We start from the raw sequence: 21,498 nt of genomic DNA, 5'->3' as shown, positions 1-21,498 counted from the left end.
GGTTAGAAAATACCTTACTCGCTTAATGTGGGTTGCGTTGCCTTCGACCTCAACATCGCCCTTGGGAGCCACTCCCGTCGTCTGAATCCGACCCCAGAAGGGCGACTTTGATCTCGTCAAGGACCTCCGGGGCTGTTTCCCTCGAGCAGAACGACCGTAAACAGTCGAGTGCAGGGTCCGTACCGATTTGGCCGAGCGCCCAAGCCGCATGAGCGCGCACCACAGGACTGGGGTCATGAGCCAAGCTGCGGCGGAGAAACGGTATTGCGTCCGGATTTCGCGAATTTCCTAAAACGATCGCTGCGTTACGAGCGATACCCTCGCGCTTGGCGCGCCACAGTGCTGTGTGACGGTAACGGGCACGAAAGCTGTCGTCACTCAACAAGAGCAAGTCCGGGAGAAACGGATATAGGTCACGAAGAGAAGCGACTCCATCCACACGAGCTCGCTTTTGATTCCACGGGCAAACGTCTTGGCATACATCGCAACCGAAGACCCACTCACCGAGTTTGGAACGCATCACCCGCGGAATTGGTCCCCGATGTTCAATCGTCCAGTAAGAGATGCACAGCCGTGAGTCTAAATGGTACTGCTCATCCAACGCACCAGTCGGACAAGCAGGAAGGCATCGGATACAACGACCGCAACGCGCGACAGAGGGTAAATCTGGTTCGATCTCTAAGTCTGTCAGAATCACTGCAAGAAATAGAGCCGATCCGAAATCGCGGTGGAGAATATTTGTATTCTTGCCGAACCAACCTAGGCCCGAAGCCCAGCCCCAATCTCGCTCCAAGACTGGGCCACTGTCCACCGACGCGTAGCACGCAGCCTCGGGCCAACGGGAATGAATCTTTGCGCACAAAGCCTGAAGCCTGCTCTGCAGCACGGCATGGTAGTCGGGGCCTAAAGCGTATGCCGCGATTCGCCCTCGAAGCTCCTCTCGCCAGGTCGGCAAACCTCCGAAACCCAGCTTGTACGGCCAGCCCAAGACGATGACCGAACGAGCTCCCTGCATCACCTCCTGCGGATTAATGCGTTGTATGCGTGTGCGTTCTAGGTAGGACATCCCTGCGTGCGCACCCCTCTCCAACCATGCCTCAAAAGCGCCCGCATGCGGTGCATGGGAAGCTTCCGCAATGCGACACACAGGAAACCCAACTTCTTTCGCCAACAACCGAATGGTCTCGCCTTCCACTCTCCAGCTCATCCCAGCCCGTGCTTGCCTGTGAGTTGGCTCCTAGTTAGCAGGAGCTGCATCGAATACATTGCAATTCGTCGGGAGGATCAATGAGTGCGCCACCGCTGAGAGGCCTGAAGTGTTTGGACTTATCCCGCCAACTTCCTGGGCCCTTTTGTTCTATGCTGTTGGCGGATCTCGGGGTCGATGTGCTGACCATCTGTGCCCCGAACGACCCTCTCGGAATTGGGATCCCGCTAATTCAGCGGAACAAGCGGAGTATGACCTTGAACTTGAAGACGGCCGAGGGGAGGGAGATTTTCCTGCGGCTGGCCCGCGAGGCTGATATTGTCCTCGAGGGGTTTCGTCCTGGCGTCACCCAACGGCTCGGGATCGATTACGCAACGCTATCAACCATCAACCCACGGCTAATTTATTGTTCGATCTCCGGGTACGGTCAGGACGGACCGTACCGAGATAAGGTCGGCCACGATCTCAACTACCTTGGCTACGCCGGAGTCCTAAGTGTATCCGGGGCTGCGGGTCAACCGCCAACGATTCTGCCAGTTCAAGTAGCCGACATTGGCGGCGGGGCCCTCATGGGCACTGTCGGTATTTTGGCCGCCCTGCTGGCGAGACAACAGACAGGTAAAGGGCAGTATGTCGATATCTCGATGCTCGATGGGAGCGTGGTGTGGAACGTTTTCCACATTTTGATGTTTCTCGTGAAAGGCACGCAACCAGAGCGAGGCCGAACGCAACTCACGGGCTACTATCCCTGTTACGCGGTGTATCAAACGAAAGACGACAAGTACGTCACCGTCGGTGCACTTGAGCCGCACTTCTGGGCAAACTTGTGCAACAAGCTGGGTCTCAGCGAGTTCATTCCGGACCAGTTTGCCGAAGGGCAACGGAGAGAGGAGATCTTCAATGCTCTGCGCCAGCGCTTTCGCGAGAAGACGAGAGACGAGTGGCTGCGCGAACTCGGCGATGTGGATATTTGCTTCGGACCCGTGAACGACATTGAAGAGGCGTTGAACGATCCCCAAGTTCGCCACCGAGGCGTCGTGGAATACACGGATGGTAAGTTGCTTCTCGCCTGTCCGATCAAACTGTCGGACACGCCGCCGCGTCAGCCCCAAATGCCACCCTCTTTTGGAAGCCACACCTCAGAAGTTTTGAGCTCTCTGGGTTTCAACCCTGAGGAGATCGAACGGCTGCGAAGAGACGGCGTCGTGTAACGCTCTTTCCGGAGCTCGACGCTGCTTCGCGCAGGTTGATTCGTCATCTCCGCTAGCGTAAGAGACCAACGAACAATCGTTCACATAAGACTGGTCTACAGCTGAGGAGAGGCCATGGACTTTGGGTTCAGCGAGGAGCAGGAACTACTTCGCCGAAGCGCACGCGAGTTTCTCGAGGCGGAGTGCCCCACGAGTTATGCGCGAGCAATGATGGAGAGCGACGCCGGGTATCTTCCAGAGAAATGGCGCCAGATGGCCGAGCTCGGGTGGCTGGGTCTCATCTTCCCAGAACAATATGGCGGCGCCGGGCTCGACATGGTGGATCTCACCGTCGTCCTGGAAGAAATGGGCAGAGTTGTACTGCCCGGACCGTTCTTTCCCACAGTGCTGCTCGGGGGTATGGCCGTTCTCCTGGGCGGTAACGAAGAGCAGAAGAAGCGGCTGCTCCCCGAAATTTGTCGAGGGAATCACCGCGCAACGCTCGCGTGGCTCGAAGAAACTGGGTCCTGGGAACCCTCGGGCGTATTGCTTCCCGCCAAGCGAGAGGGAGCCGAATTCGTCCTCGAGGGCACAAAGTTATTTGTTCACGACGCACATAATGCAGACTGGATGGTGGTCGCGGCAAGATCCGACGGTGGAACCGACGAGCATGGAATTGTCCTGCTTGTCGTCGAAAGCGATCGGCCTGGAATCCGAACGCGAGTCATGAAGACCATGGATCAAACCAGGAAACTATGTGAGGTCGAGTTTCGGGCCGTTCGGGTCCCGGCCACTGCTGTTCTGGCCGATGGGGGAACTGGGTGGGAGCTTCTCGAAAAGGTGGCCGACCGTGCCAAGGTCGGGCTTTGCGCCGAGATGTGCGGCGGGATGGAAAAGGTTCTGGAAATGAGCGTGGCTTACGCAAAAGTTCGGGAGCAGTTTGGGCGGCCCATCGGGAGCTTTCAGGCTATCCAACACAAATGCGCGAACATGTTGGTTCAGGTCGAAAGCTCAAAGTCTGCCACATACTACGCTGCTTGGGCCGTGGCCAACAACACGGCGGACGCCCACCTGGCCGCCAGCATGGCTAAGGCATACTGCTCTGACGCGTACCGAACGGTTGCTGGCGAGGGAATTCAAATCCATGGCGGCATTGGTTTCACCTGGGAGCACGACATGCATCTGTACTTTAAGCGCGCCAAGGGGAGCGAGGTCACATTCGGCGACGCGACCTGGAACCGCGAGCTCGTTGCTCGCGAGGTACTCGATAAACCGCAGCTATCGGAACAGTCCGGCTGAGTCTTCGCTATTCAGAGTCCGCCGGCAAGCCTGCTCCACCTGCTTCGAGCAGAAGGACCGCCTGGACCTCCGATAGCCTGACGCGAACGCAGCGACGTTTCTCAGAAGGCGCACTGGCGTTGGTCCGGCATTCCACCTTGCCGACTTGCATGGAGCAAAAACCACGCGATCTGCGAGCCGGACGCCTCCAACCGCGTGGCTGGGGAGTCAACTCAAAGAGCGGCCAGCCAAATGCTCTAGCGCGGTGACCAAAGACTGAACTCCTAACTCCGCTCCGCCATTTGCCTCCACAGAGCGGAAGAGTTCACGAACCAGCGCTGTCCCAGGTAGTGGGACTGCTAACTCACCCGCCATCTCCAGGGCGATACGTAAATCCTTCTGCTGCAAACGCACATAGAAACCAGGTGCGAAATCTCGTCTCAGCATTTTGGGACCCTGATTTCGGAGGTTCCACGAGTCCGCAGATCCGGCACTCAGGACCTCGATCACTCGATGTGGATCCAATCCACCAGCCCGGGCAAGGAAGAGCGCTTCCACGACCGACTGAAGCGTAAGCACGCCCGCAACCTGATTGCACAGTTTGGTCATTTGGCCGAATCCGTGCGGGCCCATGTAAACCACTTTCCGCCCCAAGGCCTCGAAGATGTGGACACAACGAGCGAACACATCCTTGTTGCCCCCGACCATAATCACGAGCGTGGCTTCGCGGGCGCCTGTTTGCCCACCTGAAACTGGGGCATCCAACATCTCAATCCCGCGCTGAGCAAGCCGCTGCGCAAACAAGCGCGAGGCGTTTGGCGAGATCGTCGCCATGTCAATGACGACGTGCCCAGGCATTGCGCCTTCGACGACGCCAGCCCGACCAAACAAAACTTCTTCCTCATCCGGCGCGTCAGGCAGCATCAAAATCGTCGCCTCTGTTGAGGCTGCCACCTCGGCCGGGGAGGAAGCAGCGACCCCACCCAAATTCTTCAATGACGCCACCTTTGCCTGCGAGCGGTTATAAGCGACGACCTCAAAACCGGCCCGCAGCAGGTTCGAGGCCATTGGCAGTCCCATGATGCCTAGCCCGATCCATCCGATCCGTTTCACGTCCTTCTCCCCAGTCGGCCCGACGTTTGCCAGGGATAAGTCTACCGATTGCCTTCGCCCGCCAGCTTGATCCGGACGGCCACCGCCCCCTTGGTGCCGAATAGCTGGAGGAGTCGCGCCAACAACCCATACTTTTCGCGTACCCTCCGCAATATTTCCTCCACCTCCTTAGGGTCGGTAACCGGAATGGCACGCCCGCGTACAACAAGACTGCCAAAGTCAAGCGTGACATTCGGATTCTGCTCAATATTGCGGTACCAGTGGGGTGCAGGAGCACGCGCGTGCTGCACGGCGATCTCGTCTCCCCCGACCGGCACAAACCACACCTTCACGGAGCGGGGCTTGCCCGACTTACGACCGACGGTGGTTAGCCGCATCACGCGAGACTTGAGAATCTCAGGAGGCAAATCGTTGGTTCCCAACACCATTTACCACCTGCGCAGGAAACGAGCGCCGAACGCCTCACGCTTCTCGAAGCGCGTTGATCACCTCCCGCCAGAAGCCAGCATCGCTGCCGCTGAGCGGAAAATAAAAACTCATTCGATCCAGGTAACCGTGGTACTTCGCTTTCAGCTTGTCCACGAGCTCGTCCCGTAAGGCAACTACTGCATACTCGGCGAGCATTTCTTCGGTAATTTCATTCGCCATCTCCGCCCACTTCCCCCTCTTCGATAAGTCGGTCAGTCGCCGCCCGACTTCGCCCCACCCATGAACTTCCAGCACCCCGATGTAAGCAGGAGTCGACGCGTAAAATGCGATTTGTTGCTTCACTGGTCCCTTGGCCGCCTCGAGTTCGTCACGGTTCCGACCGGTCACCACAAAAGCGCTCGTACTCAGCTCGATTTGCGAACGCTTGCGTCCCGCCTTCGCCAAACCGGCGGATATGTTCGGCAGAATTACCGCGTCCAGATAACGAATGGAGTGAAAGGGATGAACGTGGAAACCATCGCACAGCTCCCCTGCGAGCCGACACATGTACTGGTTTACTCCAGCGATAAAAATCTTCGGCTTCGGATACGAAATCGGACCGGGATTAAAAAACGGCGTCATCAACGTGAAGTTGTAGAAGCGCCCCTCGAAGCTTGGGGGGGTCCCGTTTTGCCAGCAGTCCCAAATCGCATGGATCATTTGGATCATCTCACGCAACTTCGGGCCCGGGTGCTCCCATTTCACGCCAAAGCGCCGTTCGTTGTGGCCCTTCACTTGGGTACCCAAGCCTAGGATGAAGCGTCCGCGCGAGAGTGCCTGCAAATCCCAAGCGATCTGAGCAAACACCATGGGGCTACGAGGAAACGCTACAGCTATCGCCGTCCCGAGTTCGACTCTTTCCGTATGTTCGGCAGCCAACGCCAGCGGGAGAAATGGGTCGTGTTGCGCCTCCGCTGTCCACAATCCGTCAAAGCCCAGAGCCTCCGCTTCCTTGGCAGCCTTGGGTACATCACCGAGAGAGGCCGCCAGCAAACCAGTGTCGATTTTCACGTCGCACCTCCAACCGCAACAATGCCGAAACGCAACGTTGGATCAAGCTAGCCGCCCAAGAATGCCTAACGCTTGCGCGCCAACGTGATCCCGTCGGCAACGGGAAGCATAACCACTTCAACTCGTGGATCCTTCGCCAGCGCCGCATTGAGCTCGCGCAGGGCGACCGTCTCTGGGTCCGTAACCGAGGGATCTGCCACCGCTCCCATCCATAGAACATTGTCGAATACGATCACACCGTTCGACCGCAACCGCCGCAAAACTTCTTCGAAATACGCCGGGTAGCTTGCCTTATCCGCGTCCACGAACGCAAAGTCGAATAACTCTTGCTCAGGCAGCTGTCGAAGCGTCTCCAATGCAGGTCCTAGCCTTAGTTGAATTTTGTGGCCCACTCCTGCCTTGTCCCAATACCGTCGCGCCATCGCCGTCCATTCTTCGTTCAGGTCGCAACAGAGTAATCTGCCGTCTTCAGGCAAGGCCATCGCCACACATAAGGCGCTGTACCCTGTAAAAGTGCCAATCTCCAGTGCGCTGCGGACGCCCATCAGGCGGACGAGCAAGCTCATGAATGCACCTTGCTCCGGAGAGATTTGCATCAATGCTAGTGGCCCCAAACGCTCCGCCGTTTCGGCGGCGAGTTCGTCGAGAATTGGCGGTCGCGGGGAGCAATGATCCAGCAGGTATCGATACAACTCCGAGTTCAAGCTGGTGAACTTGTCCATCGGTTTAACCTCCCTTTCACTGCGAATAGCTTGCGGGTTGCCGAGTCCCAAGCCAACTAATGCATTGCGCTAAATTGCGGCAGCGCAACGCACGGTGTCACCGATGCAACATCTGCACATGCCAGTTGCCGGCTGCACGAAATGGGAGTAGTAAGCACTTTTGAAGCGCGAGTGGCAACTCGCCTGAAAGGAGGCGCTACATGGCTGTAGCTCGGGTGACAGAGATCCGGGCCTCGTCGCCAAACGGTTTTCAGGACGCTGTAATCGAGGGTGTACGGCGCGCCGCAAAAACTTTGCGTGGCATTACGGGCATTGAGGTCTTGGGGAAGCGCGTCAAGGTCGACCAAGGACGCATCATTGAATACCGCGTCGACATGAAGGTGATCTTTGTTCTGGAATCCTAGGGGCGAGGAAACGAACCGCACAAGTTGGCCAACAACGGCAAGGAGGGAAATCATGGCAGTAGCCCGCCAGACTCAAATTATTGGCGCGTCGCCACATAGCTGGGAGGATGCTGTCCGCAACGCTCTGGAGCGTGCAAACAAAACGTTGCGGGGAATCACCGGCCTCGAAGTGCTGAAAGAAAATGCTCACATCGAGAACGGCAAGATCGTGGAGTACCGATCGACAGTCTTGGTGACTTTCATTCTCGAGAACTGAAGGAGCAACAAGGCAGTTCGCCCCACAATCCCTAGGGGCGTGTTTCCACTGTGGCCGCTGAGCGCAGGCAAAAACGAATCTTTTTTCGGGAAGCGGCAGCGCACACGTATTCTGACGAAGCGGGCTTGTTTGGTGGCGTGACGGTACAAGCTCTCACCAACCTCGAACGGTTATTTTTTGCCCTCGATAAGCCGACCTCACCGGCTCAACTGGCATGGTTGTGCGTCCTCGCAGGTCGACTCTCCTTACCGCGGCTTAAAGCCTACATCGCGGAGCGGCTCGGCGCGATCCCCCATGCTCGGGAGCGACTATCTTCTCGACGGCCGCTCGGTCGTCCTCAATGGGAAGAGGATCAACAGTTTTCTCTACAGAACCACGTGCGACTCACAACGATAAGAGGCGCGCAAATCGAGCATGCGTTGGCAGCGTACAGCCGGCTTCTCCAGTCGCCTTGGAATTATGAGCGTCCTCTGTGGGAGGTCCACTTGCTGCAGCCGCCACGCAGCGGGCCGAGCAGCATCCTCCTGCGTGTCCATCGCGGGATCCTGCCATGGGCGAACGAAGCCGCCTTTGTCAACGCGGTTCTTGCCCCGCAGCCAAGCCCTCCGCCGCCAGAAGCACCTCCGGTAAACCAACAGGTCGAGGGCACAGCCGGCGGCCTCCCCCTGCTCAGTGTGCTGCCTCGACTTATCCGCAATCCGCTGGCCGCGGCCGAAGATATTCGGTTATTCCTTGACAGTTCACTGAACGCACTTCGCACCTGGTTGACACCAGCCCCGGCAATCCCGCGGCTCAACGGCCCATTGACTGGGCGGACAACCTTTGACCTGATCACCTGTCCGGCACACGAGATCCGCCAAATTCGGGGTCGTGTTGGAGGCAGCGCCCTCGAAATTATTCTGTCGTGCATTATCGGTGGAATCGCAGCCGTGCTGCACAAACAAGTAGCACTCCCCGATGACGCATATCTCTCCGTGTGCGTGCCCCTTACAAGCGGATCGGAGCAAGACGCACAGCGAACGGGTACTCGAACAACGCTTGGCGTGGCAAGACTGCCTCTAAATGTGTCCGACCCCGTGGAGCGTTTACGTCGTGTCAGCGCCGAGTTGGACCTATTGCGAGCACTGCAGGTCCCCGAACAGTTTCGGCAGATGCTGGCATTGATCCGGGAGCTGCCCCCTGCCGTGTTTGACGTTCTATCTAGCGTCCTGCCAAAAGCAGCTCCGGTAAACGCAATCTGTTTAGAACTGCCGGGCCTTCGGGAGCGCCGTTACATCGCCGGGAAGGAGGTCGCCCACGTTGTTTCCATGGCACCCCTGGCACTCGACGTTCGTGTGGTCATCGCGGTGCAGAGTTACGCCACAGAACTATCTGCGTGCGTCAGCGTCGATCAAGAAACCGGTTTACAGGCGGGAGAAATCGCCGCTGAGGCACGCAAGGCATTAAACGACCTGACCGAGTCCGCCCTCCTTATCAAGAAGACCGGCTAGACATAGAGCGGGCCCCCACGGAGTCAAAGCTCGCGGGGCTAAGGAGCTCAGCCCGGACACCTCGAACCGACTACGCCCGGCCTCCGTTGTTCTGCATGCGGTTGAAACCATCCTGGGTAGCAAGCGCAGCCGCCAATCGAGTCTGCGCCTCTTCGAGACGTACCAGTTTACCGTAGAGCCGCTCGATTTCCGCTTGAACACGGGCGAACTCGCTGTAGCTCGCGTGTGGATCCGGGCACGTTGTGTAGAAAGTTGGTTCGCTGATACGCTGACGCAAGGCTTCGAGAGCAGCTTCTTTTGCGGCAATCTCCGCCTCCACCTCCTCGATCTCCCGAATCCGCTTTCGTAGCTCACGCTGAAGGCGGCGCTGTTCCACTCCATCAGGGGGCCGCTCCTCCGTGATGGTTTTCTTCGCGTGCAAGAGCCAAGATCGGCAGTCAGAACTTTCAGCCGCCGGCATCGATTCGGCAGATTTCTTCCTTAAGTAATCTTCGTAATTCCCGAGGTAACGCACCAGCGAGCCATTACTTACCTCCCAGATCTCTTCAGGAAGCTGGTCCAAAAAATACCGGTCGTGGGCGACGAAAACTAACGTGCCCTCATAACCGCGCAATGCCTCGAGCAAAACTTCTTTTGCAGAAAGGTCGAGGTGGTTGGTCGGCTCATCGAGGAGCAGGCAGTTCGTAGGCTGCAACAGCAGGAGCGCCAAGGCCAGCCTGCTCCGCTCTCCGCCACTTAACGCGCGCACGGGCTTATAGACCGCATCTCCACTGAACAGAAACGCGCCGAGCAAGGTCCGCACCTGCGGAACAATGTCCATCGGAGCCCGCGAGGTCACGAAGTCAAGAACCGACTGTTCGCCAGCCAGACCCACATCCCGATCCTGCGCGAAATAACTGATTGCCACGTTGTGCCCGACGCGACGTACTCCGCCGTCGGGTGCCTCGACCCCGGCCAGGATTCTCATCAAGGTCGATTTGCCCGCCCCGTTTGGCCCAACGATGGCGACTTTACGCCCCCGCTCCAAGGTCACGCACAGATCACGATAGACCGCTTTTGTCCCATACGTCTTGTTGATTCCCCGCAAATCGAGAACAATCCTACCACTCCGCGGAGGCTGCGGGAAACGGAACCGCACTGTGCGGAAGCCCTCCGGCGGCTCGAGACGCTGCATTTTTTCTAGCTGCTTAATGCGACTTTGGACGAGGGCCGCTTTCGATGCTTGATACCGGAAACGACTGATGAAGGCTTGGATCCGGGCAATCTCCTCCTGTTGCAAGCGGTATGCTTCCTCCTGCTGCCGAACCCGCTCTTCTCGCTGGACCAAATATTCGCTGTAAGGACACGAATAGTCAGACAGCTTCCCGCGTGCGACCTCGCTTACCTGGCTGCAACACGCGTCCATGAAGTACCGATCGTGCGCCACAAGCACGAAACTGTGCGGATAGCTGCGAAGAAACTCTTCCAACCAATTTCTCGCATCCAAGTCCAAATGGTTAGTCGGCTCATCGAGCAACAAGAGCTCCGGTTCGTACACCAACAGCTTGGCCAATGCGATCCGCATTTGCCATCCGCCAGAAAATTCGTGGCAGGGTCGCTCGAGATCAGCCTGACAAAAGCCGAGGCCGACCAAAACAGCACGCGCCCGCGCCTCGAGATCGTAAGCTCCTCTCCTATCCCACTCGTCCCGCAGCTTTCCGTACTCGTCGAGTAACGCTCCGTACGCCGGCAGCCCTGGATCGGTGGAAGCTAAGAGATCTTCCAGCTCACGGCACCGCTTTTCCAACTCTGCCAGGTCAGAAAATGCGTCGAGAACTGCCTCGAGAACCGTGCGCTGTTCAAAGACCCCTACTTCTTGTTCCAGGTAGCCCACTCGTACACCACGAGCGATTAAAATTCGCCCCGAATCGGGCTCCATTCGCCCAGCCAATAGCCGCAAGAGAGTAGATTTTCCGGAGCCGTTCGCCCCGACCAAGGCGATCCGCGCTCCATGAGGCACAAACCAGTCGACGCGATCTAACACAAGCTGCGAACCGAACTGCTTCGAGAGCTCGGATACGGTAACCACAGGAAATCCTCGTCTAGCTACGCAACTGACCCGGAACAAGCGACTCAATTAGAGGTAATGCCAACGACCCGCACGCCCTCAGCGATCGCAAAGTCGAGACGGAGTCCCTGAAAACGGTGATTACAGGCTGAAAAGACGTTGCCGACTTCCGCGATCCTCACGTTCCATTACGAACGGCACGTTTTTCGCGCTGCAAGCCCACCGCATGCGGGAGGTTGAATCGTCGGCTGTATCTTGAGGAGAGCCGTAACCATGACTCTGCGGACTTTGATTCTAGGTCTCTTCATCGCGGGCGCTCTTTTCCTCAGGATCAATTCCGCGCCTGCAGATGTACAACCGGGTGATCTCATTACTCATGAGAATGTGGAGAAACTCGGCCACCTCGTTTCCCCCGGAGTTCGCTGGTGCGTGAAACACGGCCTCAAGATCAAGGTTGTTCCCTACCGTAAAATCGAGTGGAATCGCGAGTATCGGGAAGCAACCGAACGTTATAGTGGTCAAGTCCGCCTGTCGCCGGATGGACGACGTCTCGAGAACTACGTTGCCGGCTTACCCTTTCCTCACTTGGATCCCAACGACCCGCAGGTGGCTCTCAAGATCATGTGGAACTACGACTACAAACCCTTTGTCACGGATGATAGCGACCTGCGGAATTTCGACGCCGACACCGGGCCACTGAACAAAGATGCCGGCATGACGGTCGAACGGCATTACCTCCTCGACCACTTCCGAACGCTCTTTTACAATGGGCGATTGATCGTCGACCCGAAACCTGAGCTCCCCAACCCCGAACGCGTGCGGTACAAAGCGTCGATGCACCCGATCCTTGAGCCATTCGATCTCAAAGGGGTTGGCGTGACCTCCATTCGATATCTGGACCCCGATCGGCAAGACGATACTTGGCTATATTTGCCCTCGTTGCGCCGTGTTCGGCGCCTTTCCAGTGCACAGCGTTCCGATGCCCTGTTCGGGCAAGATACCGACATCGACAGCTACGGCGGGTATGCTGGGCAGATTCCGTGGTTCGAGTGGCGGCTTTTGGGCGAGCAGGAAGTCCTAGGCTCCTTCCACTCGGAAGACTTTCCGGTTCGCTACTGCGATGGTCCGGGAGACTTCGTCTTTTGCGACGCCTGGGAAAAACGAAAGGTCTGGGTCGTAGAGGGCAAACCTAAGCTACCACAGTACGCTTACGGGAAACGGGTTCTCTTCGTAGATCAGGAAACCTTTCTCATCGTGTTCAGCGACATATTCGACCGATCCGGCCAACTCTGGAAGGTGTGGATCAATCAGTATGCTTTTCGACGACAGGTTCTCCCCAATGGCATCGAATACGCAGACGAAATGCCCTTCGGACCTAGCATCACCATGGTCGACATTCAGCTCAACCACGCCACCCGGGCGGCGCTGCCGAGCCACCGGTATCCAGGTGAGCAGGGATGGTATTTCAACCAAGGAGAGAAGACCGGGCTCACCGAGGAATTTTTTACCATTGCCCATTTGATCGAGTCGGCTCATTGACGCACTAGCCCTACCTTGCCTCAGCGCACGGCCGCTCCGCTTTTCCCGCGGTACCAAGCCCTTTGCAGCAGAACGAACTCGAGTACCATCGCCTTCTCCGAGACTGTTCGGCTCTCCAAAAACGAAAGCAAGCGGTGCCACGGTCAGTTCCGCGCGAAGTGAAACGGGCAGGCCACGGATCACCCTGCCCTAGTCCCCACGTCCGAGAGGTGGTTCGCTCTCGTCGACCTTCACATGGCTACCGCCGAGCAGGTCCCTTCTCGTTGGGTGCCGTCGCCTCGGTTCCCAGTCCCCGGACGCGACCAGAGACCGATTCCTCGCTTTTCGCGGGCGGACCCTTTTGTCCGCTGCACAATCGAGAAGGATCGCTACGCTCCCTCCCCTCCTAACACCTCGTTCAGCGCGGATTCATACACGCTCAGATCCTTCGGCGTGAACAATACGAACCGGACTAGTTTGATTCCCGGAAACCTCGGCAAGTTTTCGGCAACGGTCCTCAACGCGATCCTCGCCGCCTCCTCGACTGGGTAGTCGTAGGCTCCCGTACTGATCGAAGGAAACGCTACCGAGGTGACTTTGTGGGCAGCTGCTTCTTCCAGCGACCGCCGGTAAGCGCTCGCCAAGAGTTCCGCTTCGTTATGGGTACCACCCCGGTAAATCGGTCCGACCGCGTGGATTACGTACTTAGCCTTCAATCGCCCGCCAGTGGTGGTCTTGGCATCCCCGGTCTCACATCCGCCGAGCTTTTTACACTCCTCTAAGATTTGCGGGCCCCCTGCTCGGTGAATTGCTCCATCAACGCCCCCACCGCCGCGCAAGGATCGGTTTGCGGCGTTCACAATGGCTTGGGTGTCTTGTTGTGTGATGTCCCCTTGCACAAGCTCGATGACTGCCTGACCAATTTTTGCCCGCCGCATGGGAGACCTCCTCCTGAAGACTTGACTCTCAAGTTAAAATTTCAGGTTGCCAGGCGAATGCAATGCACCCCTTCGCCAAGGCTTACCGTTGACGAGGCCACGCCTCGCATCCTATTCACGAGAGGGAATGCCGATTTCCATCAAGTAACGGTCCCGCGCCGGGGGGGGACGCCACCCATGCCGTCTTCGGAACGCCTCGCCCTGGCTCATTACCCAAAGCGTTCGTGCCACGACCTCCGGCTGAAGAAATGCCTGCTCGGGCGTCTCAAACATGTTGATCATGCGGAGAAACGCCCGGTACACGACCGGGTCCGTCCGCATAGCGACCGCAACGCCGTCACGGAAGAATCCTTCCTGTACACGGTCCAGAAATCGCACGGGCGGTTTGCCCAGAGCTCGTCGCACCGCATCGCGATCCGCCACAACCGAGGCGCGGTAGAAGGGGCTGAGTTGCTGCTGGGCCAACTCGTCCAACTGGGTCGCTGCCACCTGCGGGTCGCCCCCAGCCTCGCGAAGGGCCTCAAGAAGAAGGTGGGCGTGAAGAAACGCTTGGGCACAGCCCCGACCATACAGCGGGTTTGTGCAATACGCCGCGTCCCCGATGACAAACAGCCGCGACACAATTAAGCCGTCGGCATCGACAAACCGCCGCCTACGGTTCATCAAGCCACCCATTGCCTCCACCTCGCGAGGCGCCGCCGCGTAAGGTTCGGCAACATCAGGATCAACCCAGTCTCGTAGCCCCGGAATCGCTCTCACAATGCGATCAAAGACCGCTGCGCGGCTCAGGATTTTTAAGCGCGGCTCCACAAGGGGCACCGCCAAGGTGATCGAAAACACCCCACCTTCCGCTGGAAAGAGCGCGAACTTTAGCCAGTCCCAGTCCGCGACCCATGGGTCTTGCCCAGGCTTTGGTTCCTCGGAGCCAGCGCGACGCCGGTAAAATCGGGTGTAATAAACAATGCCGGACTCTTCCTGTTGCTCGACGACCGGCCGACAGCCAATTTTCTGGAGCCACCGCGGGATCGTTGAGTGGCGGCCTGAGGCGTCGACAACAAAGTGGAAACGAATCGCCGCTTCGCGACTGCGGCCACGATCCACGAGCACTCCGCAGACTTGTGGCGGCACCGTCGGCACCGCAAGCAAACCCAACACTTTCGAATCGGTCTCGATCTGAACTCTCGGGTTTTCCCCTATCACTCGCCGCAGTACCCACTCGAACGTGACCCGCCGCCCCGCCAGAGCCACAAGATCGTCGTCGCCAGGTTCAGGCTCTAAGCGCCCCCGTAACGCCGGCGGCGGGTTGTCAATTGGTCGCATCTCCCTAAAGCCCGCGCGCAGCAACTCCTGAAGGAGCTCGGGATAGTGATCCCGCAGCAGAACACGCAGCCGGCCCAAAAAGACATGGGAGTGCCGCACCTGACTGGCGCCCAGTCGCTTCCAACTCGAAAAGGCCAGTTCCGGATCCTCCGGGGGCGGGGGGTCGCGTTCAAAAACCACCACTTCGGCCCCTTCTCGCGCGAGCATGTAAGCGCACGCGAGGCCAGCCACCCCCGCTCCAATCACCCCCACTCGATACCCCGACAAGAACATCGCCAGCGCCGTTCTCGAGCCGTGACCCGCTAAAAACCATCAATCTGCGTGCACCGCTATACCGCACGCAGTGCACGCAGATTCCTAATGTGCTTCGGTTAGCTCGCTAAGGGAAGCTGGTGACGAGCCTCGAAGCGGTCGCCCCATAGGATTCCCGCCTTCCGGTATTTCTCCTCGGTACGCTCCGTAATCAAACCCAGGCGCCAGAGATTGGGGATCACTGTGTGCATATAAACTTCGCTGTTCAACTGAGCCCACTGCGGCATAGCATGTAACGACTGGACGACAGCTTCCGGATCCAGGCCATACTTCGGCGCCGCTTGGCGAAGGAAGTCCAGTTGCTGGTTCGCGTTCAGCGTCTCCAAGATCGCAAACGCGAAATCTTCCATCTCTGCCATTTCTTCCTCGGTGGCCTCTTGAACCACGCGCCGCATCGTCAATACCCCAAACGCTGCGTGCCTCGCTTCGTCAATTTGCACTCTGCGAAGGATATCCTTGACGAGAGGATTGGTCGCCGCCCTTACGATTTGGTCGAAAATGGCCACAGCCATCCCCTCGAACAGGGTCTGCATACCGAGGGTCTTCATCTTCCACGTCGGTGCCTCGAGCAGGCGATCGAGCAAGACTTTGAGCGTAGGGTCGATCGGATAAATCGTGCCTAACTTCCGTTCGATGAACTTTGCCAGCACCTCGACGTGACGAGCTTCGTCCGCCACCTGAGAAGCGGCGTAAAACTTTTGATCGATCGTGGGGCAAGCATTGGTCAATTGACCACACAACTGGAGCGCCGCCTGCTCTCCGTGCAACAACTGAGAGATCAGATGCGTGAACTCGTCGAACGCCGCCTGACGGCAAGTTTCCTCGTCTGCCCCCATCATCGTTAGTAGCGTTGGCAAAAGGAGAGCATTTTCACGGGGAACAAACCACTCATCGCGCGGGAACGGAATACTCCAGTCAATATCCGTCTCTGCGTTCCATTGACCGCGTTTCCCCCGTTCGTACAGTGCCCGGAGCTCTTCGACCTCCGACCCGTATTCCCAACTCCAATGGAGCTCCAAGGGCACCGGGACGTCAAGCTTCTCGCGCAACCGGGCAATCTCTTGTTCGTCCACGAATTCAACGATTTCGAAATCACCTAGTTGACGCCGGTGGTCTGCCAGCAGCTTCTCCATAACCTTCCTCCCTCGTTCGCTAACGTTCAAAGCTTACGCAACGCTTTTCGCGTTGCCGTTCCAACCAACATCCCCGAGTACAATAACGCCTTCACCTCTTGCTTCCGCTTCTCCACGGCAGCCGGAGCAAAAAGGGACTGCCGCAACAACGTCTCGCCAAATTCTCCCGAAGCAAAATGATACACCAGTAAGCCAATCAGGCTCTGCAGTAGGTGGGGTATGCTGGCGACCCGGAACAAGCCACGCTCCATTCCCTCCCGAAGCAGATGCCCAACGCTGGCAAATAGCCGATGGATGATGGCATCCACCTCCTTTTCTCCTTCACTTTCACCAGCCAAATCGTCGTCTTCAAACAGCGAGCGCAAGAGCAAACGAGCCCGGGTCGGACGCTCCGCCAGGGTATCGATCATGGCGTCCAACCAACGGTCAAAGCGCTCCAGCGCATCTCCGGGCGCCGCAACAATCTCAGCGGTCCGTTCCTCAAACGCAGCAAGGATTCGGGCCGCAACCGCTGCGTAAAGCTCCACCTTCGTCCGGAAGTGATGAAAGAGAGAAGACTTGCTGAGGCCCACAGCCTCCGCCACTTCACGCATCCCTACTCCGGCAAACCCCCGCTGCGCGAACAGTAACTCCGCGGCATCCAGAATTTTCTCTCTCGATGACGGTTCAGTTACACTCGCAACCACCTCCATTTTGCGTCTCACCGCTACGAATTCGATTCCGAAAGCAATCTTGCCCGACCGGTCGGTCGGACCTTACCCGAGGTTGTCGCGCAAGTCAACAGGTGGGCTGCTCCTTGACCGTGAGTGGCGGCTGTGTTTATTGCCGCTACTTCCGGACGCCCTAAAAGACCTTCATTCCGACCACCGGGGCGTTCGGCACGCCGTTTTCGTTCCCATATGGAAATCAAAAGCGACTCTCAGCAGAGCCCAGTCATTCGGCGAGGTGACTTCGAGTTTTCACTGCCCACAGAACTCATCGCACAAGAGCCGGCTCCGAACCGCGACGACGCGCGACTCATGGTAGTGGAGCGCACGCGTGGAACGCGAACCCACGCACGCGTGAGCGAGCTGCCTGCTTTTCTAAACCCTGGAGACCTCGTGGTCGTAAACGATACGCGCGTGATTCCCGCCCGCGTGCCACTCCGTACACCCAAAGGTCGGCGCGGAGAGTTATTGTTCGTGAGGGCTCTCAACACACCTGGCAGCTCTCCTCCGGTTTGGCTCTGCCTAGGTAAACCCGCACGCGACCTCCAGCCGGGGGTGCGCTTGACGCTGGAACCATCAACCGAGGTTGAGATCATCGAGCGGCAAGGGCCCGGTCGATATGTGGTCGCCTGGCATGGACATACCGACGTGTTGACGTTCCTGAACTGCCACGGTCAGGTACCGTTGCCGCCTTACATCCGACGACCAGTCGGTCCTTCAGCGGCAGACGCTGAACGATACCAAACCATCTTCGCGCGCGTACCGGGATCTGTGGCTGCGCCTACAGCCGGCCTCCACTTTACACCCGCATTGGTGGCAAACCTGCTCACTCGGGGGGTCCAGCTAGCGCGGATCACGTTGCATGTTGGTCCGGGGACGTTCATACCGATTCGGGTCGACGACGTTCGACTTCACCGCATGGAGCCGGAATGGTGCGAGATTCCTACGGAGACTGCCGAGGCAATCCGAGCAGCAAAATTAGAAGGAAAACGTGTGGTTGCCATCGGCACCACAACCACACGAGCTCTGGAATCTGCAGCAATAGGCGAGCCGATGTTTGTGAGGTCGGGGGTACTTTGGGCTGACCGCTTTATCGTACCTGGCTACCATTTCCAGGTCATCAACGCCTTGTTCACGAACTTTCACCTTCCGGGTTCGACGTTAATTCTTCTGGTCGCAGCCTTCGCAGGCCGGGAGTTGATTCTGGAGTCGTATGCCGAGGCGATAAAGCATCGTTACCGCTTCTACAGTTACGGCGACGCGATGCTGGTTTTGTAACTTATGAATCCAGTGAGTCCGTTGTTCGCCTCACCCACTCCCAAGGAGTGCTTTCGCGTCACAGCGCAGGATGGAGCGGCTCGGTGCGGCGTGCTCACGACGCCACACGGGGAAGTTTCTACTCCCGCATTTATGCCGGTGGCCACCCAAGCAACCGTAAAGGCGATGACGCCGCGCGAGCTCCGCGTTGTCGGAGTTCAGATTGTGCTGGCAAATACCTACCACCTCGCGCTCCGGCCCGGTGTGGAGGTGGTGCGGGCGTTAGGCGGCCTACACCAGTTCATGGGCTGGAGTGGGCCGATTCTCACCGATAGTGGCGGCTATCAGATCTACAGCCTCGCCCCGTTGCGCAAAGTTAGCGACGAGGGGGTGCGGTTCCGTAGCCACATCGACGGGCAGGAAGTCCTCTTCACTCCCGAGAAAGTCATCAACCTCCAGAGCGACCTGGGAGTCGACATCGCGATGGTGCTAGACGAATGCCCGCCCGCCGGAGCCCCGCGAACGCTCGTGGAGGAGGCAACGCGGCGCTCGCTCGCCTGGGCTGAGCGGAGCCAGCGGGTAAGCGATCCCGACGGCCCGCTGGTTTTCGGGATCGTCCAGGGGGGTGTTTTCATCGACATCCGCAAGTGGCATGCGCAGGAACTTGTCGCTCTGCAGTTTCCTGGCTATGCGGTGGGCGGCCTCAGTGTGGGGGAGGAGCGTAGCGTGACGAGAGATGTAGCGGCGGCGACGGCAGAGGAGCTACCTCGCGATCGGCCGCGCTACCTAATGGGAGTGGGCTATCCGGAGGATCTGATCCGTTTCGTCGGCATGGGGTACGACTTGTTCGACTGTGTGCTCCCGACGCGAAACGCTCGGAACGGGCTGCTTTTCACCTCCTTCGGCCGGCTCAATATTCGTCTTTCCCGCTTCCAAAAGGACAATGACCCGCCCGATCCGCTCTGTGCCTGCTACACCTGCGCAAACTTTAGCCGTGGCTACTTACGGCACCTCTCTCTTTCCAAAGAGATCTTGGCCGCGACGCTGGCAACCACCCATAATCTTTACTTCTACCAAAGGTTGATGCGCGACATGCAGACCGCCATTACAAACCAAAGCTTCGTTTCCTGGGCCGCGGCCACCATCCCGCGGCTTGAGCAGGAGTACGAGCCGTGAATGGGATCGCCTGGGCTCAAAGTGGGGCTCCTGCGGGGCCCTCGCTGCTTGCCAGCCTATTTCCGCTGCTGCTGATCTTCATCGTTTTCTACTTCTTGCTCATTCGGCCCCAACAACAAAAGCAACGCGAGCATCAGAAGATGCTGGCCTCCCTTAAGGTCAACGACGAAGTGGTCACGAACGGCGGGCTCATTGGCCGTATTGTACAAGTCAGCGACCGGGTCCTAACCCTGGAAGTCGCACCTAACGTACGGGTACGCGTGGAGCGCTCTTACGTCGCTGGACTTGTGCGCGCCAACACTCCAGAAAAGGCCAAAGATAAAGGGAAAGAAAAGGACGGTCAGAAGTGAAAGCGAGTCTCTGGTATCGCATCGTTGGTGTCATCCTTTTGCTCGCAGCCGCCACCGTTTACCTGCTCCCCTCGTTTACCGAGAATCTACCCGATTGGTGGAAACGATTTCTGCCGACGAACAAGATTCGGCTGGGCCTCGATCTGCAAGGCGGCACTCACCTAGTTCTAACCGTGGACGTCGACAAAGCCGTTGAAAATACCTTAGAGCGAACAGCCGATGAGCTACGGCGCCAAACGCAAGAAAAACAACTTGCCACTGACGAGATCCAAAGAAAAGATAAAACGATCGTGGTGAGGCTCCCATCCGGAGCGGACCGCAGTGCCTTCGAATCTTTATTGCGCGAGAACTTCCCAGACCTCACCATTGCCGACTCGCGAACCGAAGACGGGATAGCGATCTTCTCTCTCCGCCTAACCGTAAGCGAAGAACGCCGCCTGCGGGAGTTCACGGTGGAACAGGCGCTGGAGACAATTCGCAACCGAATCGATCAATTCGGAGTTGCCGAGCCGATTATCCAGCGCCAGGGCTCGCAAGAGATCGTAGTCCAGCTCCCTGGAATCCAAGACCCGCAACGGGCGAAGGCACTCATTGGACGCACTGCGGTGCTCGAATTCAAGCTACTCGCAGAGGTACCCGACGCGGAAGCATACCTCAGTGGCCAAAAGCCTCTCCCGCCCGGTTTAGAGATTTTGCCCGGGTATGGAGGCGAACGGATCGGCCGCAGGGTGGAAAAAACCAAATACCTGGTCGAGTCCAAGGTGCTGCTGACCGGCGATGCGATCGCTGATGCACAGGTGCGTCCCGGCTCGCAACTCGAAGGTCCTTACGTTGCTTTGGAGCTAACGCCGCGCGGAGCGAAGCAGTTCGAGGAAGTCACAGCAGCCAACGTCAAGCGCCGGCTTGCCATCATTCTAGATAACACCGTTTATTCTGCTCCGGTCATCCAAGAACGGATTCCCGGCGGGCGAGCATCCATTACGGGAAATTTCGACATCAAAGAGGCACGCGATTTAGCGATCGTGCTGCGCGCGGGCGCGCTCCCAGCACCCGTGCACATTGCCGAAGAGCGAACTGTGGGGCCGACATTAGGCCGAGATTCGATTCGGCAAGGGGTCGTGTCTTTCATCGTTGGCGGCTCCCTGGTTGTCGCCTTCATGATCATCTACTACCGCTTCGCGGGCTTGCTGGCAGATCTCGCACTCGTGCTGAACGTGGTGCTTCTCCTGGCCGCCCTCTCCGCCTTACAAGCGACCCTCACCTTGCCCGGCATTGCAGGCATCGTGCTGACCTTGGGTATGGCGGTCGACGCCAACGTGCTCATTAACGAGCGAATCCGCGAAGAACTTCGCCTAGGAAGAACAGCCCGGGCCGCGATCGAAGCGGGTTACGAGCGTGCCCTACCGGCCATCCTCGATTCGAATATCACCACTTTTCTGTCTGGCTTGATTTTGTTCCAGTTCGGGGCGGGGCCCATCAAGGGGTTTGCGGTCACGCTGTGCCTCGGCATCGTTACCTCGGTTTTTACCGCGGTTGTCGGTACGCGCATCGTCTACGACTGGTTGCTAACCTACCGGCGCCTCGAACGGGTGAGTATTTGA

At 58.1% G+C, this 21,498-nt stretch carries 20 protein-coding genes; 10 read left to right on the top strand and 10 right to left on the bottom strand.

The genetic code is table 11. The features are described 5' to 3' along the window. Positions 1 to 49: 49 nt before the first annotated feature. On the bottom strand, positions 50 to 1,207 hold the full coding sequence (gene queG / locus N3C12_15480; GenBank protein ID MCX8073828.1) for a tRNA epoxyqueuosine(34) reductase QueG: 1,158 nt from the start codon (positions 1,205 to 1,207) through the stop codon (positions 50 to 52). Positions 1,208 to 1,287: 80 nt separating this feature from the next. On the opposite strand from queG, the gene N3C12_15475 reads away from it, so the two are divergent. Beyond that, positions 1,288 to 2,418: a CoA transferase gene (locus N3C12_15475; GenBank protein MCX8073827.1), complete on the top strand. Its 1,131-nt coding sequence runs from the start codon at positions 1,288 to 1,290 to the stop codon at positions 2,416 to 2,418. Positions 2,419 to 2,532: 114 nt separating this feature from the next. Further along, entirely contained in the window at positions 2,533 to 3,696 is a 1,164-nt protein-coding gene (locus N3C12_15470; GenBank protein MCX8073826.1) for an acyl-CoA/acyl-ACP dehydrogenase, read from the top strand. 207 nt (positions 3,697 to 3,903) lie between these two features. Here N3C12_15470 and N3C12_15465 read toward each other — a convergent pair whose 3' ends face one another. From N3C12_15465 to N3C12_15450, 4 genes are all read right to left on the bottom strand, one after another. Next, entirely contained in the window at positions 3,904 to 4,788 is an 885-nt protein-coding gene (locus tag N3C12_15465; protein ID MCX8073825.1) for an NAD(P)-dependent oxidoreductase, read from the bottom strand. A gap of 41 nt (positions 4,789 to 4,829) precedes the next feature. Then, positions 4,830 to 5,216, bottom strand: a complete 387-nt coding sequence (locus tag N3C12_15460; GenBank protein MCX8073824.1) for a nitroreductase family deazaflavin-dependent oxidoreductase — start codon at positions 5,214 to 5,216, stop codon at positions 4,830 to 4,832. 34 nt (positions 5,217 to 5,250) lie between these two features. Beyond that, on the bottom strand, positions 5,251 to 6,267 hold the full coding sequence (locus N3C12_15455; protein MCX8073823.1) for a TIGR03617 family F420-dependent LLM class oxidoreductase: 1,017 nt from the start codon (positions 6,265 to 6,267) through the stop codon (positions 5,251 to 5,253). 65 nt (positions 6,268 to 6,332) lie between these two features. Further along, complete coding sequence (locus N3C12_15450; protein MCX8073822.1) at positions 6,333 to 6,989, bottom strand: class I SAM-dependent methyltransferase; 657 nt, start codon at positions 6,987 to 6,989, stop codon at positions 6,333 to 6,335. A gap of 200 nt (positions 6,990 to 7,189) precedes the next feature. On the opposite strand from N3C12_15450, the gene N3C12_15445 reads away from it, so the two are divergent. The 3 genes from N3C12_15445 to N3C12_15435 all read left to right on the top strand — a co-directional run bounded on the left by N3C12_15445 (position 7,190) and on the right by N3C12_15435 (position 9,139). Then, on the top strand, positions 7,190 to 7,393 hold the full coding sequence (locus N3C12_15445) for a dodecin family protein (GenBank protein ID MCX8073821.1): 204 nt from the start codon (positions 7,190 to 7,192) through the stop codon (positions 7,391 to 7,393). A gap of 52 nt (positions 7,394 to 7,445) precedes the next feature. Beyond that, positions 7,446 to 7,649 (top strand): dodecin family protein, encoded by a 204-nt coding sequence (locus N3C12_15440; protein MCX8073820.1) that lies wholly within the window; start codon positions 7,446 to 7,448, stop codon positions 7,647 to 7,649. Between the two features lie 137 nt (positions 7,650 to 7,786). Then, entirely contained in the window at positions 7,787 to 9,139 is a 1,353-nt protein-coding gene (locus N3C12_15435; GenBank protein MCX8073819.1) for a WS/DGAT domain-containing protein, read from the top strand. A gap of 70 nt (positions 9,140 to 9,209) precedes the next feature. On the opposite strand, the gene N3C12_15430 is transcribed toward N3C12_15435, so the two are convergent. Then, positions 9,210 to 11,207 carry an ATP-binding cassette domain-containing protein gene (locus tag N3C12_15430; protein ID MCX8073818.1) on the bottom strand — a complete coding sequence of 666 codons (1,998 nt, stop codon included), beginning with the start codon at positions 11,205 to 11,207 and terminating at the stop codon, positions 9,210 to 9,212. 252 nt (positions 11,208 to 11,459) lie between these two features. Between N3C12_15430 and N3C12_15425 the strand changes: the two genes are divergently transcribed. Continuing rightward, complete coding sequence (locus tag N3C12_15425; protein ID MCX8073817.1) at positions 11,460 to 12,725, top strand: DUF1329 domain-containing protein; 1,266 nt, start codon at positions 11,460 to 11,462, stop codon at positions 12,723 to 12,725. Positions 12,726 to 13,093: 368 nt separating this feature from the next. On the opposite strand, the gene N3C12_15420 is transcribed toward N3C12_15425, so the two are convergent. The 4 genes from N3C12_15420 to N3C12_15405 all read right to left on the bottom strand — a co-directional run bounded on the left by N3C12_15420 (position 13,094) and on the right by N3C12_15405 (position 17,111). Further along, positions 13,094 to 13,642: an O-acetyl-ADP-ribose deacetylase gene (locus tag N3C12_15420; GenBank protein MCX8073816.1), complete on the bottom strand. Its 549-nt coding sequence runs from the start codon at positions 13,640 to 13,642 to the stop codon at positions 13,094 to 13,096. Between the two features lie 111 nt (positions 13,643 to 13,753). After that, on the bottom strand, positions 13,754 to 15,235 hold the full coding sequence (locus N3C12_15415; protein MCX8073815.1) for an FAD-dependent oxidoreductase: 1,482 nt from the start codon (positions 15,233 to 15,235) through the stop codon (positions 13,754 to 13,756). A 98-nt stretch (positions 15,236 to 15,333) separates the two neighbouring features. Continuing rightward, the gene (locus tag N3C12_15410; GenBank protein MCX8073814.1) at positions 15,334 to 16,407 is read right to left on the bottom strand and encodes a ferritin-like domain-containing protein; all 1,074 of its coding nucleotides are present in this window, start codon (positions 16,405 to 16,407) and stop codon (positions 15,334 to 15,336) included. A 26-nt stretch (positions 16,408 to 16,433) separates the two neighbouring features. Beyond that, positions 16,434 to 17,111 carry a TetR/AcrR family transcriptional regulator gene (locus tag N3C12_15405; GenBank protein ID MCX8073813.1) on the bottom strand — a complete coding sequence of 226 codons (678 nt, stop codon included), beginning with the start codon at positions 17,109 to 17,111 and terminating at the stop codon, positions 16,434 to 16,436. 231 nt (positions 17,112 to 17,342) lie between these two features. Between N3C12_15405 and queA the strand changes: the two genes are divergently transcribed. From queA to secD, 4 genes are read left to right on the top strand one after another with little or no spacing between them, the layout of a single operon-like run. Next, positions 17,343 to 18,392, top strand: coding sequence for a tRNA preQ1(34) S-adenosylmethionine ribosyltransferase-isomerase QueA (gene queA / locus N3C12_15400; protein ID MCX8073812.1), 1,050 nt, complete (start codon positions 17,343 to 17,345; stop codon positions 18,390 to 18,392). Positions 18,393 to 18,395: 3 nt separating this feature from the next. Continuing rightward, on the top strand, positions 18,396 to 19,547 hold the full coding sequence (gene tgt / locus N3C12_15395) for a tRNA guanosine(34) transglycosylase Tgt (GenBank protein ID MCX8073811.1): 1,152 nt from the start codon (positions 18,396 to 18,398) through the stop codon (positions 19,545 to 19,547). Further along, positions 19,544 to 19,897: a preprotein translocase subunit YajC gene (gene yajC, locus N3C12_15390; GenBank protein ID MCX8073810.1), complete on the top strand. Its 354-nt coding sequence runs from the start codon at positions 19,544 to 19,546 to the stop codon at positions 19,895 to 19,897. Before tgt ends, yajC begins: the two co-directional genes overlap by 4 nt. Then, positions 19,894 to 21,498, top strand: coding sequence for a protein translocase subunit SecD (gene secD / locus N3C12_15385; protein ID MCX8073809.1), 1,605 nt, complete (start codon positions 19,894 to 19,896; stop codon positions 21,496 to 21,498). Before yajC ends, secD begins: the two co-directional genes overlap by 4 nt.

The sequence above is a fragment of the Candidatus Binatia bacterium genome, assembly GCA_026415395.1.
In the GTDB taxonomy this organism is placed as follows: Bacteria; Desulfobacterota; Binatia; order HRBIN30; family HRBIN30; genus HRBIN30.
This window is presented reverse-complemented; position numbering and strand designations above follow the sequence as displayed.